At 71.3% G+C, this 14,599-nt stretch carries 17 protein-coding genes; 8 read left to right on the top strand and 9 right to left on the bottom strand.

Annotation, left to right across the window (positions count from 1 at the left end):
- Position 1 precedes the first annotated feature (1 nt).
- Both ACZ7PG_RS15365 and ACZ7PG_RS15360 read right to left on the bottom strand, forming a co-directional pair.
- Positions 2-628: a pyridoxamine 5'-phosphate oxidase family protein gene (locus tag ACZ7PG_RS15365; protein WP_470239692.1), complete on the bottom strand. Its 627-nt coding sequence runs from the start codon at positions 626-628 to the stop codon at positions 2-4.
- Between the two features lie 9 nt (positions 629-637).
- The gene (locus ACZ7PG_RS15360; RefSeq protein ID WP_470239691.1) at positions 638-1,237 is read right to left on the bottom strand and encodes a TetR/AcrR family transcriptional regulator; all 600 of its coding nucleotides are present in this window, start codon (positions 1,235-1,237) and stop codon (positions 638-640) included.
- Positions 1,238-1,340: 103 nt separating this feature from the next.
- Here ACZ7PG_RS15360 and ACZ7PG_RS15355 point away from each other — a divergent pair, with 103 nt between their 5' ends.
- Entirely contained in the window at positions 1,341-2,390 is a 1,050-nt protein-coding gene (locus ACZ7PG_RS15355; protein ID WP_470239690.1) for an NAD(P)-dependent alcohol dehydrogenase, read from the top strand.
- Between the two features lie 21 nt (positions 2,391-2,411).
- On the opposite strand, the gene purU is transcribed toward ACZ7PG_RS15355, so the two are convergent.
- The 5 genes from purU to ACZ7PG_RS15330 all read right to left on the bottom strand — a co-directional run bounded on the left by purU (position 2,412) and on the right by ACZ7PG_RS15330 (position 5,873).
- Positions 2,412-3,287 (bottom strand): formyltetrahydrofolate deformylase, encoded by an 876-nt coding sequence (gene purU, locus ACZ7PG_RS15350; RefSeq protein WP_470239689.1) that lies wholly within the window; start codon positions 3,285-3,287, stop codon positions 2,412-2,414.
- 16 nt (positions 3,288-3,303) lie between these two features.
- Complete coding sequence (locus ACZ7PG_RS15345) at positions 3,304-3,921, bottom strand: maleylpyruvate isomerase family mycothiol-dependent enzyme (RefSeq protein ID WP_470239688.1); 618 nt, start codon at positions 3,919-3,921, stop codon at positions 3,304-3,306.
- Positions 3,818-4,519, bottom strand: a complete 702-nt coding sequence (locus ACZ7PG_RS15340) for a DedA family protein (protein ID WP_470239687.1) — start codon at positions 4,517-4,519, stop codon at positions 3,818-3,820. The genes ACZ7PG_RS15345 and ACZ7PG_RS15340 overlap by 104 nt, the downstream gene beginning before the upstream one ends.
- 68 nt (positions 4,520-4,587) lie before the next feature.
- Positions 4,588-5,388, bottom strand: coding sequence for a class I SAM-dependent methyltransferase (locus ACZ7PG_RS15335; RefSeq protein WP_470239686.1), 801 nt, complete (start codon positions 5,386-5,388; stop codon positions 4,588-4,590).
- Positions 5,367-5,873 carry a DUF2505 domain-containing protein gene (locus ACZ7PG_RS15330; protein ID WP_470239685.1) on the bottom strand — a complete coding sequence of 169 codons (507 nt, stop codon included), beginning with the start codon at positions 5,871-5,873 and terminating at the stop codon, positions 5,367-5,369. Before ACZ7PG_RS15330 ends, ACZ7PG_RS15335 begins: the two co-directional genes overlap by 22 nt.
- Before the next feature lie 24 nt (positions 5,874-5,897).
- Between ACZ7PG_RS15330 and ACZ7PG_RS15325 the strand changes: the two genes are divergently transcribed.
- The 7 genes from ACZ7PG_RS15325 (at position 5,898) to ACZ7PG_RS15295 (ending at position 13,066) form a co-directional block, all read left to right on the top strand.
- Positions 5,898-6,953 carry a UDP-N-acetylmuramate dehydrogenase gene (locus ACZ7PG_RS15325; RefSeq protein WP_470239684.1) on the top strand — a complete coding sequence of 352 codons (1,056 nt, stop codon included), beginning with the start codon at positions 5,898-5,900 and terminating at the stop codon, positions 6,951-6,953.
- 160 nt (positions 6,954-7,113) lie between these two features.
- A complete protein-coding gene (locus ACZ7PG_RS15320) occupies positions 7,114-8,292 on the top strand; it encodes a L,D-transpeptidase (protein ID WP_470239683.1) in 1,179 nt (392 codons plus the stop codon).
- A gap of 3 nt (positions 8,293-8,295) precedes the next feature.
- Positions 8,296-9,111, top strand: coding sequence for an alpha/beta fold hydrolase (locus ACZ7PG_RS15315; RefSeq protein ID WP_470239682.1), 816 nt, complete (start codon positions 8,296-8,298; stop codon positions 9,109-9,111).
- 21 nt (positions 9,112-9,132) lie between these two features.
- Positions 9,133-10,437 carry a D-inositol-3-phosphate glycosyltransferase gene (gene mshA / locus ACZ7PG_RS15310; protein WP_470239681.1) on the top strand — a complete coding sequence of 435 codons (1,305 nt, stop codon included), beginning with the start codon at positions 9,133-9,135 and terminating at the stop codon, positions 10,435-10,437.
- A complete protein-coding gene (locus ACZ7PG_RS15305; protein WP_470239680.1) occupies positions 10,434-10,946 on the top strand; it encodes a type III secretion system chaperone family protein in 513 nt (170 codons plus the stop codon). The genes mshA and ACZ7PG_RS15305 overlap by 4 nt, the downstream gene beginning before the upstream one ends.
- A gap of 70 nt (positions 10,947-11,016) precedes the next feature.
- Positions 11,017-11,895: a DUF4349 domain-containing protein gene (locus ACZ7PG_RS15300; RefSeq protein ID WP_470239679.1), complete on the top strand. Its 879-nt coding sequence runs from the start codon at positions 11,017-11,019 to the stop codon at positions 11,893-11,895.
- A 421-nt stretch (positions 11,896-12,316) separates the two neighbouring features.
- Positions 12,317-13,066 carry a phosphoglyceromutase gene (locus ACZ7PG_RS15295; RefSeq protein WP_470239678.1) on the top strand — a complete coding sequence of 250 codons (750 nt, stop codon included), beginning with the start codon at positions 12,317-12,319 and terminating at the stop codon, positions 13,064-13,066.
- A gap of 1 nt (position 13,067) precedes the next feature.
- Here the strand turns inward: ACZ7PG_RS15295 and ACZ7PG_RS15290 are convergent, their stop codons facing one another.
- Entirely contained in the window at positions 13,068-13,940 is an 873-nt protein-coding gene (locus ACZ7PG_RS15290; RefSeq protein ID WP_470239677.1) for a hypothetical protein, read from the bottom strand.
- Positions 13,937-14,575: a DNA-binding response regulator gene (locus ACZ7PG_RS15285; protein ID WP_470239676.1), complete on the bottom strand. Its 639-nt coding sequence runs from the start codon at positions 14,573-14,575 to the stop codon at positions 13,937-13,939. The genes ACZ7PG_RS15290 and ACZ7PG_RS15285 overlap by 4 nt, the downstream gene beginning before the upstream one ends.
- Positions 14,576-14,599 lie beyond the last annotated feature (24 nt).

Here is a 14,599-nt window from a genome sequence, read left to right as displayed (position 1 = left end):
TTCAGTATTGCTGGCTCAGCGACCGTTCGTTGAGATCCGCGTCCAGGTCCTCGGCCGAGGTCGACAGCGACAGCTGGTCGTGCAGGATCGTGCCGAGCGAGGGCAGCGTGGTGCGGTCCGGCCACGTCGCCGGGTCCCACAGCGACGACCGCAGGAACGCCTTCGCGCAGTGCATGTAGAGCTCTTCGACCTCGATGACCACCGCGAGCTTCGGCCGCTTCCCCCGCACGGCGAGCGAGTCGAAGAACGGCGCGTCCGACAGCAGCTTCGCGCGGCCGTTCACCCTGAGCGTCTCGTTCATCCCCGGCACCAGGAACAACAGGCCCGCGTGCGGGTTGTCGACGATGTTGCGGAAGCTGTCGATCAGCTTGTTGCCCGGCCGGTCGGCCAGCACCAGCGTCCGGTCGTCGAGCACCAGTACCGAGCCGGCCGGGTCGCCGCGGGGCGAGACGTCACAGCTGCCGTCCGGCGCCGACGTCGCGAGCAGCACGAACGGCGAGTGCGCGATCAGGTTCCGCGCGTGCTCGTCGATGTGCGCGAGGACCTTCTGCCTGGTCCTCGGCTTCGGTTCGCCCAGCAGCTCGCGCAGGGCCTCGTGCGTGTCGATGTGTGTGCCGGTGATCCCCATGGACCCAAGCTAGCGCGTGCCACCGACAGTCCGGCCCGCGATCGCGATGCGGGCGGCCTCGGTCGACTTCTTCACGACCAGGTCCACCGAGTAGCCGTGCTTCACGAAGACGCCGTCGAGCTGGAACGTGCCGTAGCCGTGGGCCTGCGTGAACAGCTGCTCCATCAGCTCCAGCGCCGTCGCCGGGTCGGGGGCGACGACCAGGCAGCGCATGAGGAACTCGTCGGTCAGCCGCCGGGTCTGCTCGTGGAGGTGGGTGTGTTCCTCGCCGTGCAGGCCGTCGGCGTAGAGGACGTTCATCCCGGCCCGGCGCTCGATGAGGTAACGCGTGTAGGCGCCGGCGGCCGCGGCCAGTGCGTCCACCGGGTCCTCGTACGCGCCGGCCGCTTCGGCGACGCGCTCGGCGAGCTGGCAGGCGATGTGGCAGGCGACCTCGGCCAGCAGGCTCCCGCGGTCCGGGAAGTGCCGGTAGGGCGCGCCGGGGCTCACGTTCGCGAGCTTCGCGACCTTCGCCACCGAGAAGCCCTCGAGGCCCTGCTCGGCGATGAGGTCCAGCGAGACGCGCACGAGCTCGGCCCGCAGATCGCCGTGGTGGTACTTGCCGCCCATGACCTGGATCACATCTCTCGCTCGAAATATGTAAGACCCCTCTTACGTAGACATGTAAGAGACCTCTTACGAGGACCAACGGTACTTGAACCTGGAGGGTTCCATGAGCACCACCACGCACGCCATTGCCGCACCGGCGCCGGGTGCGCCGCTCGCTCCGACCACGATCGAGCGCCGTGACCTGCGCGCGGACGACGTCCTGATCGACATCGCCTACGCCGGCATCTGCCACAGCGACATCCACCAGGCCAAGGAGGACTGGGGCCAGGCGATCTTCCCGATGGTCCCGGGCCACGAGATCGCCGGCGTGGTCGCCGCGGTCGGCGCGAACGTCACGAAGTACCAGGTCGGCGACCGCGTCGGCGTCGGCTGCATGGTCGACTCCTGCGGCGAGTGCGAGTACTGCAAGGCCGGCACCGAGCAGTTCTGCGTCAAGGGCAACGTCCAGACGTACAACGGCGTCGGCTTCGACGGCGAGAACACCTACGGCGGCTACAGCAACCAGATCGTCGTGAAGGACGCCTTCGTCTGCCGCATCCCCGAAGGCATCAGCCTCGACATCGCCGCGCCGCTGCTGTGCGCGGGCATCACCACCTACTCGCCGCTGCACCACTGGGGCGCCGGGCCGGGCAAGAAGGTCGCCGTGATCGGTCTCGGCGGGCTCGGGCACATGGGCGTCAAGATCGCCGCCGCGATGGGCGCCGAGGTGACCGTGCTGAGCCAGAGCCTCAAGAAGCAGGAAGACGGCCTCAAGCTCGGCGCGCAGCACTACTACGCGACCAGCGACGAGGCGACGTTCGACGTCCTGCGCGGGACCTTCGACGTCATCCTCAACACCGTGTCGGCCAAGCTGCCGATCGACGCCTACCTCGGCCTGCTGAAGGTCGGCGGCGCGATGGTGAACGTCGGCGCGCCCGGCGAACCGCTGTCGTACAACGCTTTCTCGCTGCTGGGCGGCAACAAGGTGCTGGCCGGCTCGATGATCGGCGGCATCGCCGAGACGCAGGAGATGCTGGACTTCTGCGCCGAGCACGGCATCGGCGCGGAGATCGAGACGATCTCGGCCGACAAGGTCAACGACGCCTACGAGCGCGTCGAGAACTCCGACGTGCGCTACCGCTTCGTCATCGACGCCTCGACCATCGGGGCGTGATCCCGGGGCACGGCAACCGCGTCAGAACACCACTGTCCGGTTGCCGTGCACCAGCACCCGGTTCTCCAGGTGCCAGCGCAGGCCGCGGGCCAGCGTGACCTTCTCGATGTCGCGGCCCTTGCGGACCATGTCCTCGACCGAGTCGCCGTGGTCGACGCGGATGACGTCTTGGTCGATGATCGGGCCCGCGTCGAGGTCCGCCGTCACGTAGTGGCACGTCGCGCCGACCAGCTTCACCCCGCGCGTGTGCGCCTGGTGGTACGGCTTCGCGCCGATGAACGACGGCAGGAAGCTGTGGTGGATGTTGATCGCCCGGCCGGCCCAGTCGCGGCACAGGTCCGCGGGCAGGATCTGCATGAACCGGGCCAGCACCACCGCGTGCGGCTCGTGCTCGTCGACCAGCTTGCGGACCTCTTCGAACGCCGCTTCCTTGCCCCCGGCCGGGAACGGTACGTGGTGGAACGGGATCCCGTGCGCGCGGGTGATGTCGGCGAGCGACTCGTGGTTGCCGATCACCGCGGCGATGTCGACGTCGAGCTCGCCGGACGCGACGCGGCCGAGCAGGTCGTACAGGCAGTGCCCGGCCTTCGAGACCAGCACCACCGCCCGGCGCCGCTCGCCGGTGTCGCTGACCTGCCAGCTCGACTCCTCCGACAGGTCCGCGGCCACCTCGCCGAAGCGGGCGCGCAGCTCGGCGGCGTCGAACGGCAGGGAGTCGGCCCGGACGACCTGGCGCGTGAAGAACCAGCCCGTGTCCGGGTCGGTGTGGTAGGCCGCTTCGACGATCCAGCCGCCGTGCTCGGCGAGGAACCCGGAGATCCGGGCGATGATGCCGGTGCGGTCGGGGCAGCCGAAGGTGATGACGTAGCGGCGTTCGGGAGCGGTCACGCGGAGCATTGTCCCCCGCGGGTGGTCAGGGTGCCGCCAGTGGTGTGAGGTCGCCCGTGACGGACGCGGCGTGCGGACGGCCCCACAGCGCCCGGTAGACGTCGTCGGCGGCGCCGTCGACTTCGGCTCCCGGTGCGCCCAGGGTCCACGTGCGCTCCGGAGTCGTGACGCGGACGTCGGCCTTCTTGCCGAGGCGCGGGGTGAGGTAGGTCAGGAACTCGTCGATGCCGTCGTTGGCGAAGCCGGGTCCGAACCGCGTCGGCGGGACGTCGGCGAGCGCCGATTCCGCGTCGAGGCGGTGGATCGCCGTCTCGTGCGCCATCCGGCGGGTCCAGTCGCCGACCGTCACGTCGAAGCCCGGGTACGGCGAGTACGCCGGGGATTCCGGGTCGCGTCCGAGGGCTTCGCGCAGGGCCAGGCGCTGGCCGTCCCACCACCCCAGCAGGTCTTCCCAGTCCGTCGGGGGTGCCGGCTTCGCGGGCCGGTTCACCGCCAGGCCGACGGCGAAGCAGTGCACGAAGGCGATATGCCCCACCAGGTCATGCACAGTCCACTTCGGACAGTTCGGCACCCGGGCCGCCGGGCCCGCCGTCAGCGCCGCCCGCTTCAGGGCGTCCGCGTGGATGTCGATCGCTTCCCGCATGGGCCGACCGTAGCCGTCGCCCGGCCTCGATCGCGACCACCAGACCGAGGCCGAGGCTGAAGGACAGCAACAGGCCCTTCACCGGCTCGTCCGCGAAGGCGGCTCCACCGGCCAGACCGATCAGCACGCTGTAGACCGCCCAGATCGCCGCGCCGGCGAGGTCGAGGGGCACGAACCGGCGCAGGGGATACCCGAGGCTGCCGTTGGCGAGCGCGCTGGCGACGCGTCCGCCGGGCAGGTACCGCGCGGCGATGATCAGCAGTCCGCCGTTGCGCCGCACCTGGTCCTGCGCCCACGCATGACGCCGTTGCCCTTCCGGCCCGCGCTGCAGCCGCGCGATCGCCCGCGGCCCGGCGGCCCGGCCGACGGCGTACCCGAGGCAGTCGCCCGCCCAAGCACCCCCGGCGGCCACGGCGGCGAGCAGCGCGAGGTTCGCCGGATCGGGCCCGAGCAGCACGGCGACGGTCACGACGGTCGTCTCACTGGGCATGAACGGCAGCAGCGCGTCCAACCCGGACACGGCGAAGACGAGCACCCACAGCCACGGCGAGCCCAAGGCGTCGCGCAGCAGTTCGGTGACGTGCGCCAGCAGTTCCACGGCTCAATGGTGATCACCGCAGGTCACTTCGGGGTGACGCAGCGGGGGTGGCCCGGTGAACGTTCGCTTCAGGCAGGGGCGACCGAGTCCCAGGGGACCGTCAGCTCACCCAGCCGGATGCGCGACGGTGGCCCCGACACCGGCCAGCCCCTCGCCGTCAGCAGCCGGACCGTCTCCAGCCAGCGTGACCGGACGCCGAACGCCTGCTGTGGCGCGGCCGTCGCCCAGCAGGCGTCCAACGCCGACAGCAGCGCGTGGACCCGCTCGCCCGGGACGTTCCGGTGGATCAGCGCCTTCGGCAGCCGCTCGGCGATCGTCGACGGCTTCTCGAGCCCGGCCAGCCGCATCGACAGCGTCAGCGAGACCGGGCCGGACGAAGTCACCAGCACCCACGTCGACAGCCGGCCGATCTCGTCGCACGTGCCCTCGACCAGGAGGCCGCCCGGGGCCATCGACGCCAGCACCAGCTCCCACGCGCCCGCGACCTCGTCCTCCGCGTACTGCCGCAGCACGTTGAACGCCCGGACCAGTACCGGCCGCGTCCCGGCCAGCTCGAACCCGCCGCGGCGGAAGTCCAGCAGCGGCGGCGACGCGGCGGGCAAAGCGGCAGCCACCCGAGCGGGATCCAGCTCCAGACCCAGCACCCGGACGTCCGGCCGGACGCGCCGCACCCACCGCGCCAGCTCGACCGTCGTCACCGGGGACGCGCCGTACCCGAGGTCGACGACCAGCGGGTCCGGGGCCGCGCGCAGCAACCGGGTCGTGGGCGGCGCGGAAGCGATCCACCGGTCCACCCGGCGGAGGCGGTTCGGGTTGGTCGTGCCGCGGGTCGGGGCGCCGACCGGGCTCAGTTTGGTTCGGTGAGCCACTTCGCCGTGAATTCGGCCTCGTGTTCCAGCAGCTTCGTGACCTGCTCGGCGATGACGCTCTCCAGCTTCCCGCCGAACAGCGGGATCCGGACCGTCACCTCGCCGCTGATCCGCAGCACCGTCTTGGCGCCGTTGGCCAGCAGCGCCGTCCGCGCGGTGATCTCACCCGGGACGCCACCGACCTCGACCGTCGCGTTGCCCTGGTGGCCGGTGCCGTCGTTGCTCACGCGCCAGGTCTGCGTGCGGGTCACCAGCAGGTCGCCCTTGTGCAGCGTCCGCACCGCCTGCGGCAGCTTGTCCGCGCTGATCCCCTGCCGCAGCTCGTACCGCAGGTCCGTGCCGGAGACCTCGTACGACAGCAGCGCCGCGCTGTGTCCGCCGAGCTGCTCGAGCCGCGCGCGCAGCGCGTCTTCGCCGGCGACCGCCGCGTACGTCGCGGCGACGTCGGCGGAGAACTCAGCGCGGTGCTCGATCCGGGATCCCATGAGCCGGACAGTACCGTCAGACGCGTGGACACCGCCCGAACTCCCGCACTCCCGAAGCTCTCCGCGTACACCACGCTGCGCCTCGGCGGCCCGGCCCGCCGGTTCGTCAGCGCCGTGACCAGCGAAGACCTCGTCGCGGCGGTCCGCGAGGCCGACGCGGCGGGCGAACCGGCCCTGCTGCTCGGCGGCGGCTCCAACCTGGTGGTCGGCGACGCGGGGTTCGACGGCACGCTGATCGAGGTCGCGAACACCGGCTGGCGCCAGGACGGCGACGTCGTGGAGGTCGAGGCCGGCCAGAACTGGGACGCGTTCGTCGCCGGGCTCGTCGAATCGGGCCTGGGCGGGCTCGAATGCCTCTCCGGGATCCCGGGCAGCGTCGGCGCGACGCCGATCCAGAACGTCGGCGCGTACGGCTGCGAAGTCGCCGAGTCGATCGTCTCGGTGGAGCTGTACGACCGGCGGACGCGGGAAGTGCGCACGCTCAAGGCGGACGAGCTCGGCTTCGCCTACCGCACCAGCGTCCTCAAGGGCACCGACTCCGGCGTCGTCCTCTCGGTCCGCTTCGAAATCCGCGAAGACGGCCTCTCCGCGCCCATCCGCTACGCCGAGCTGGCGCGCACCCTCGGCGTCGAGATCGGCTCGCGCGTCCCGGCGGCCGACGCGCGCGAAGCCGTGCTGAAGCTGCGTCGCGGCAAGGGCATGGTGCTCGACCCGGACGACCACGACACGTGGAGCGCGGGCTCGTTCTTCACCAACCCGATCGTCCCGTCGGCCGAGGCGGAAGCGGTGCTGCGGCGCATCACCGACAGCGTCGGCGCCGAGGCCCCGCAGTACCCGGCCGAGGGCGGCGTCAAGCTGTCCGCGGCCTGGCTGATCGAGCGCGCCGGCTTCGCGAAGGGTTACCCCGGGCCGGGGAACCGCGTCTCGCTGTCGACCAAGCACACCCTCGCGCTGACCAACCGCGGCGAGGCGACGACCGAAGACCTGCTGGGGCTGGCCAGGGAGGTCCGCGACGGCGTTTTCGCGCGGTTCGGCGTCCGGCTGCACCCCGAACCGCTCTTGATCAACTGCGTCATTTGAGCCGAACCGGGCAACCTGGACGTGTATGAGACGTCTTTGTCGACATGTGTGGCGTCCACCTGATCGGATGGTCTTTACCTTTCGGGAGGTAACGTCGGGCGGGTAACCAGCGCTAAGGGCGTGGACCCGCTGGTCGGTGGGGGAAACTCAGGAGGTTTCGGTGATCGAACGGCGAATGGTCTTCAAGGCCGCTCTGGCGGCGGGGGCCGCCCTGGTCGCCGCGGCGTGTTCGAGCACGAACGACGGCACCGCGCTGCCCACCGGCGCCGCGGGCGCCGACGGTGAGGGCGGCGCGCAGCCCGTGGCGAAGATCACGGCCGAGCCCGCCGTCAACACCAAGGACGCCGCCGTCCTCAAGCCGGTCACCATCAAGGTCGCCGACGGCAAGCTCACCGAGTGCAAGGTGACCGCCGACGGCGGCAAGGCCGTCAAGGGCGACACCGCGCCGGACGGGCTCACCTGGACCAGCTCCGAGCCGCTCGGCTACGGCAAGACCTACACCTACGCGGCCAAGGCCACCGGCACCGACGGCAAGCCGGTCGAGCTCACCGGCACCTTCAGCACGGTCACCCCGGCCAAGCAGGTCCGCGCCACGCTCAACCCGGCCGACAACCAGCAGGTCGGCGTCGCCATGCCGATCAGCGTCAAGTTCCAGTCGCCGGTCAAGGACCGCGCGGCGGTCGAGAAGGCCCTGTCGGTGAAGACGGACAAGAACGTCGAAGGCGCCTGGGGCTGGCTGTCGGACTCGCAGGTCGACTACCGGCCGAAGGAGTACTGGCCGCAGAACATCACCGTGAGCGTCGAGGCGAAGCTGTACGGCGTCGAGCTGGGTGGCGGCGCGTACGGCAAGGCCGACGTCACGACGAAGTTCAAGATCGGCCGCAACCAGGTGGTCAAGGTCAACACCCCCGAGCACCAGATGCACGTCTACCGCGGCGGCTCGCAGTACAAGAGCTACCCGTGCGCGAACGGGCTGGACGCCGAGGTCGACCGCAACACGCCGAACGGCACCTACATCGTCATGAGCAAGGAGCCGACGGCGGTGTTCGACAACGCCCGCTACGGCTACACGAACGTCAACAAGAAGTGGGCCTGCCGCTTCTCCAACCACGGCGAGTACATCCACGAGAACCAGGACAACGCGGCCAACATCGGGAAGACCAACAACTCCCACGGCTGCGTCAACCTGCTCGAGGCCGACGCCAAGGACTTCTTCGACTCCGCGCTGGTCGGCGACCCGGTCGAGATCACCGGCTCCAAGCTGGGCGCGCCGATGGCCTCGGACGTCAAGGACTGGAACTACAGCTGGGCGGCCTGGCAAGGGCTGGGAGCGAAGTAACCCGTGCGCACCGAGGTCGTCGGGTACGGCGGGGTCCGGCTCGGCCTGCGGGTCGAAGGCGCGGAGAACACCAGGCCGATCGTCTTCGTGCACGGCTGGGCGCAGTCGGCAGGCTGCTGGGCCGCGCAGCTCGCCGACCCGGCGCTGACCGAGCGGTTCCGGCTGGTCGCGATGGACCTGCGCGGCCACGGCGCGTCCGACGTCCCGGCCGCGGGCTACGACGACCCCGTCGCCTGGGCCGACGACCTCGCCGCGGTGCTCGACTTCGCCGGACCGGACGCGATCGTCGTCGCCTGGTCCTACGGCGGCCTGGTGCTCGCCGACCACATCCGGGTGCACGGCACCGCACGGCTGCGCGGGATCGTGCTCGTCGGCGCGATCACCGAGATCGGCCGCGACCGCGCGGGCGGGCGCGTCGGCCCGCTGATGCGCGAGCACATGCGGGCGATGCTTTCGGACGATCCGGACATCGCGGTCCCGGCGCTCACCGAGTTCTGCCGCGACATGGCCGGCGGCCCCGTGCCCGGAGCGCAGGTGCAGGCCCTGCTCGGCGCCTCCCTGAGCGTTCCTCCGTCGGTCCGTGCGGCCCTGTTCCGGCGCGACATCGGCAGTGAAGAAGTCCTGGTCGCGGTCGACAAACCGACCCTCGTCGTGCACGGCTCGCACGACCGCGTGATCGACCCGTCGACGGCGGAGCACACGATCGGGAAGATTCCGGGTGCCACCGGGCGTTGGTTCCTTGACGGGGGGCATGCGCCCTTCGCCGAGTCCGCGGACGAGTTCGACGCGGTACTCCGGCAGTTCGCCGAGGAATGCTGACGTAACGCGGGAGACGACCAGGTGACCAGCTCCATCCCGGGGTTCCGTGCTGCGCCGCGCCGGGTCGCGGTGCTGTCCGTGCACACCTCGCCACTCGAGCAGCCGGGGACCGGCGACGCGGGCGGGTTGAACGTCTACGTCAGCCAGACGGCGGTCGAGATGGCCCGCCAGGGCGTCGAGGTCGAGGTGTTCACCCGCGCGACGGCGTCGGACCAGCCGCCGGTGGCCGAGCTCGCGCCCGGCGTGACCGTCCGCCACGTGCAGGCCGGTCCGTTCGAGCCGCTGAGCCGCGACGAGCTGCCCGCGCAGCTGTGCGCGTTCACCTCCGGCGTGCTGCGCACCGAGGCCTTCCACGAGCCCGGGTACTACGACCTCATCCACTCGCACTACTGGCTCTCGGGCCAGGTCGGCTGGCTGGCGCGCGACCGCTGGTCGGTGCCGCTGGTGCACACCGCGCACACGCTGGCGAAGGTGAAGAACGCCGCGCTCGCCGAGGGCGACCGCCCCGAGTCGCGCGTCCGCGTCATCGGCGAGGAGCAGGTGGTCGCCGAGGCCGACCGGCTGGTCGCCAACACCGCGGTCGAGGCGCGGCAGCTCGTCGACCTCTACGACGCCGAGCCGCACGCGGTGCACGCCGTGCCGCCGGGTGTCGACCTCGAACGCTTCACGCCGGGTTCCCAGGCCGTCGCGCGGGCCGAGCTGGGCCTGGCCGACGACGACGTCGTGCTGGCGTTCGCCGGCCGGATCCAGCCGCTCAAGGCGCCGGACGTGCTGCTGCACGCCGCGGCCGCGATGCTGCGCCGACGCCCCGAGCTGGCCGCTCGCCTGGTCGTGCTGATCGTCGGCGGGCCGTCGGGCACCGGGCTGGAGCAGCCGCAGGCCCTGCGCGAGCTGGCCGTGTCGCTGGGCATCGAGCGGCAGGTCCGGTTCCTGCCGCCGCAGCCGGGCGAAGCGCTCGCCCGGGTCTTCCGCGCCGCCGACGTCGTCGCGGTGCCCAGCTACAACGAGTCGTTCGGCCTGGTCGCGCTGGAGGCGCAGGCCTGCGGGACGCCGGTGGTCGCGGCGGAGGTCGGCGGGCTGCCGGTGGCGGTGCCGCACGGGGTCTCCGGGCTGCTGGTTCCCGGGCACGGCGCCGAGGAGTGGGCGGACGCGCTGGCCGCCGTCGCCCTGCGCCCGGACCGCCGCGCCGAGCTCGGCGCGAACGCCGTCGTGCACGCGGGGCGGTTCTCCTGGCGCCGCACGACGGACGCCCTCCTGGACATCTATGCTCAGGCCACCAGCGCTTTCCGGCACGCGCTGGACCTGCGCGCGGAGGTGGCGGTGTGAGCCTGGACGAGCTGATCCAGTCTACTTTGGACTCTTCGGAGCTCGAGTACGACAAGCGCGGTCCGGGAAAGTACTTCGTCACGTTGCCGGGGACGAAGAAGCTGCAGACGAACGCGTGGCTCGTCGACGGCGACCACGCGTTTTCGGTGGAGGCCTTCGTCTGCCGCCGTCCCGATGAGTCCCATGAGGACGTCTACCGGTTCCTGTTGCAGCGCAACGCGAAGCTCTACGGCGTGCACTACACAGTGGACAGTCTGGGCGACATCTACCTGGTCGGCCGGTTCGGCAAGGACACGATGTCCGCCGAGGAGCTCGACAAGGTCCTCGGCCAGGTCCTCGAAGCCGCCGACGGCGACTTCAACACGCTGCTGGAGATCGGCTTCGCGACGTCGATCAAGCGTGAGTGGGACTGGCGCGTCTCCCGCGGCGAGTCGCTGGCCAACCTGCAGGCGTTCAAGCACCTCGTCGCGCCGGCGAAGCCGCACGAACCGGGCTTGACCGAGTCGTGACCCGGGCCGTGCAACGGCCCTGAACCGGACATCCGTCTCACCGCCAGTCGAAACTGGAGGGAGACCCACGATGCGGACTCGATGGAGAGCGGCGCTGGCGGCTACCGCGGTGGCGTTCGTGCTGGCCGGCTGCTCGTCGGCGGGGAACGGGGCGTCCACGGCGGACAGCGCCGGGCCGGCCCGGGTGCCCGCCGCGCCCCAGCAGGGCACCGGCGGCAACGGCAAGGCCGAACAGAACTCGAAGGTCACCCCGCCGCAGGCCGGGGCCACCGACCGCAAGCTTTCGCGCAGCGCCCGGCTGGAGCTGACGGCCACCAAGGTCGTCGACGTCGTCGCGCAGGCCCGCGGGATCGCGCAGGGCGCGGGCGGCTACACCGGGCAGGAGAGCACCGGCGAGGACACGGCGACGCTGTCGCTGGCGGTGCCCGCGGAGCGGCTCGACCCCGTGCTCGACCAGCTTTCGCACCTGGGCTTGAGCCTGGTGAAGCGGGAGCTGAACACCCAGGACGTGACCGAGCAGGTCGTCGACGTCGAAGCGCGGCTGGCGACGCAGCGGAAGTCGGTCGAGCGGATCCGCGCGCTGCTTTCGCAGGCGACGTCCGTGTCGGACATCACGTCGATCGAAAGCGAGCTGACGAGCCGCGAGTCGGCGCTCGAATCCCTCGAACAGCAGCGGAACTCCCTCGCGGGCAGCGTCGCGATGGCGACCGTGGCGATGAGCATCCGCAGCGTGGCGGCGCCGGCGCCGGTCACCGAAGACCGCAGCGGGTTCCTGGGCGGGCTGGCCGGCGGCTGGGACGCGTTCCTGACCTTCGGCGGCGGCCTGCTGACCGTGCTGGGGGCGATCGCGCCGTTCCTGCTGATCGTGGTGCCGCTCGGGTGGCTGGGCTGGCGGCTGAACCGCCGTCGCCGTCCGGTGAAGCCGGAGCCGGTGCACACGGAGGTGTGAGCGGGCAGGCGGGACGGCTCGAGGGAGGGGGGAGTCGCGATCTCGAGCCGCCCCGCTGAAGTTCCCGCCGATCAGGACCCGGTGACGAGGGGGGTGTCAACGGGGCCGGCGGGCCGCGGCTCGGCAGGGGGGAGACGAGCCGCGGTCGAAGCCCGAAACCGGCCGGGGAGTGCGTGGAATCCGGCCGCTCGGGACGTAAGTCAACCTGTCAGATCTCGACCTGTAATCACAAGACTACTCACTAGTCCGTTCGAGTGAACTTTGATCGAGACGATAACGGTGTGCAGTCTGATGCCCGGATTTTGCGCGTTGTTGGCACTTGGACTTGTTGAAGGGTGAGGTGTTACTCCGGGGTAACGCACTCTGCGTAGGACGCGAGGTCACCAGTGAGCGCCGTGGTCCGTCATGGCAGGCTGAGTCCATGGCTGAACTCGGGACGTTGGTGCTGCTCCGCCACGGGCAGAGCACGTGGAACGCGGAAAACCTGTTCACCGGCTGGGTGGACGTGCCGCTGTCGGAGCAGGGCGAGGGCGAAGCCCGCCAGGGCGGGCAGCTGCTGTCCGACGCCGGCCTGCTGCCGGACGTGGTGCACACCTCGCTGCTGCGCCGGGCGATCTCCACCGCGAACATCGCGCTGGACGCCGCCGACCGGCATTGGATCCCGGTCAAGCGCGACTGGCGCCTCAACGAGCGCCACTACGGCGCGCTGCAGGGCAAGGACAAGAAGCAGACCCTGGCCGAGTTCGGCGAAGAGCAGTTCATGCTCTGGCGCCGCTCGTACGACACCCCGCCGCCGCCGATCGACCCGAAGGACGAGTGGAGCCAGGCGGACGACCCCCGCTACGCGAACCTCGGCGACAAGGCGCCGCTGACCGAGTGCCTCAAGGACGTCGTCGAGCGGCTGCTGCCGTACTGGGAGTCCGAGATCGTGCCGGACCTGCGCGCGGGCAAGACCGTCCTGGTCGCCGCGCACGGCAACTCGCTGCGCGCGCTCGTGAAGCACCTCGACGGGATCTCCGACGCCGACATCGCCGGCCTGAACATCCCGACCGGCATCCCGCTGCGCTACGACCTCACGGCCGACCTGAAGCCGGTCAAGGCCGGCGGCGAGTACCTCGACCCCGAGGCCGCCAAGGAAGCCGCGGCCGCGGTCGCCAACCAGGGTCGCTGACTCAGGGCCCGATGACCGGCCGGACGCCGGTCGCCTTCCACGCGGACCCTTCACGGACGACGTCGAGCTCGGCCGTGAAGGGCCTGCCGGTCACCTTCCCGGCCGAGTCGGTCACCTGCAGCGTCGTGAAGAACAGCACAACGGCCCCGGCGTCGTTGATCGCGAGCACCCCGGCCACCGGGTTCGCCCCCAGGCTGACCTTCGTGCCGCTCCGGCGGACCGAGTCGATGTAGGTCGCCTTCTTCGCGCGGTAGCCGTTCAGCAGCTGATCGGTGGTGACGGCCTCGGCCCGCGCGTACCAGCCCTCCGGGTCGGCGCTGTCGGCCGTGAACAGGGCGCCGGCGATCGTGCGGGCCCCGGCCAGCGCCGCGTCGCGCCTCCCGCCCGGGCTGCCGTCGTCCGGCTGCGGCGCGGGAGCCGGCAGGGCCGGGTCCACCGTGATGTCGGAGAGCCGCCAGCGCCCGCTTTCCCGGACCGCGGTGAGCGAGACCGTGCGCAGCCCCTCCGAGGGGCCGCTGCCCTGCGCGAGCACGGCCAGTTCGCGGAGCCGGTCGCCGGTGAACTCCACCGCGGCCGCCGTCCGCACCTGCGTGACCTGGTGCACCGCCTGGGAGCTCTTCCGGATCGGATCGAACCACGCCGCGAGCTGGTCCTTCGCCGCTCCCGTGACGTTCGCCGCGACGGTCTGGTCGAACGCCGCCGGGTTCGCGGAGTCGTAGCTGAACACCGCCTCGGTGACCGTCTTCACCGCGTCGAGGGCGGCGCTCGTCCCGTGCCCGTCGACCAGGGCGAGGTTCTCCGGGATCGGCGCGGTCGTGCCGGTGACCGTGCACGCGGACGTCACCAGGAGCAGTCCCAGCAGCGCGAGCTTCACAGGAGGCCGGCCTCGCGAGCCCGTGCCCCGGCCTGGAACCGCGACGACGCGCCGAGGAGCTCCATCAGCTCCGCCACCCGCCGCCGGTAGGTCCGCAGGCCGACGCCGAGTGCGCGGGCCGCCGTCTCGTCCTTGCAGCCGGACGCCAGCTGCACGAGGATTTCGCGCGCGCCCAGCTCGGTGAACCGGGCCTGGTAGGACTCGAGGTCGGTGGCGCCGGCCCAGGCCGCCTCGAACAGCGACTGGATGCCCTGGACCAGGTCCGGGCTGCTGACGACCGTGTAGCTGCGGACGCCACCGACGTTGTCGCCCGCCACGATCGCGATCCGCCGGTCGAGCAGGATCGTTTCGTTGACCTCGCGCTCGGTGATCCGGATGCGCGCGCCGTGCGTGGCCATGAACCGCAGGTGCTCGGCCAGCGCCGGGTCGAACAGCACGCCGGGCAGGTACATCTTGCGCACGTTCGTGTCCCGCACCGCCTGCTCCCGCTCGGGCGCGGTCGGGTGCGCCACCGACCACGTGTGCAGGTCGCGGGCCGCGCACGAAACCTCCGTCGCGGCCGCGAACAGGTGGGCGGTCCGCTCGAACAGCTCCGCTTCACCCCGCACGACGACGACGTCACTGACTCTCTCCACGCATTCCAGTGTGGCAGCAAACTG

This window comes from Amycolatopsis sp. NPDC114504 (assembly GCF_055633595.1).
Note: the sequence above shows the minus strand (reverse complement) of the source record. Positions and strands in the feature narration are given on the sequence as shown.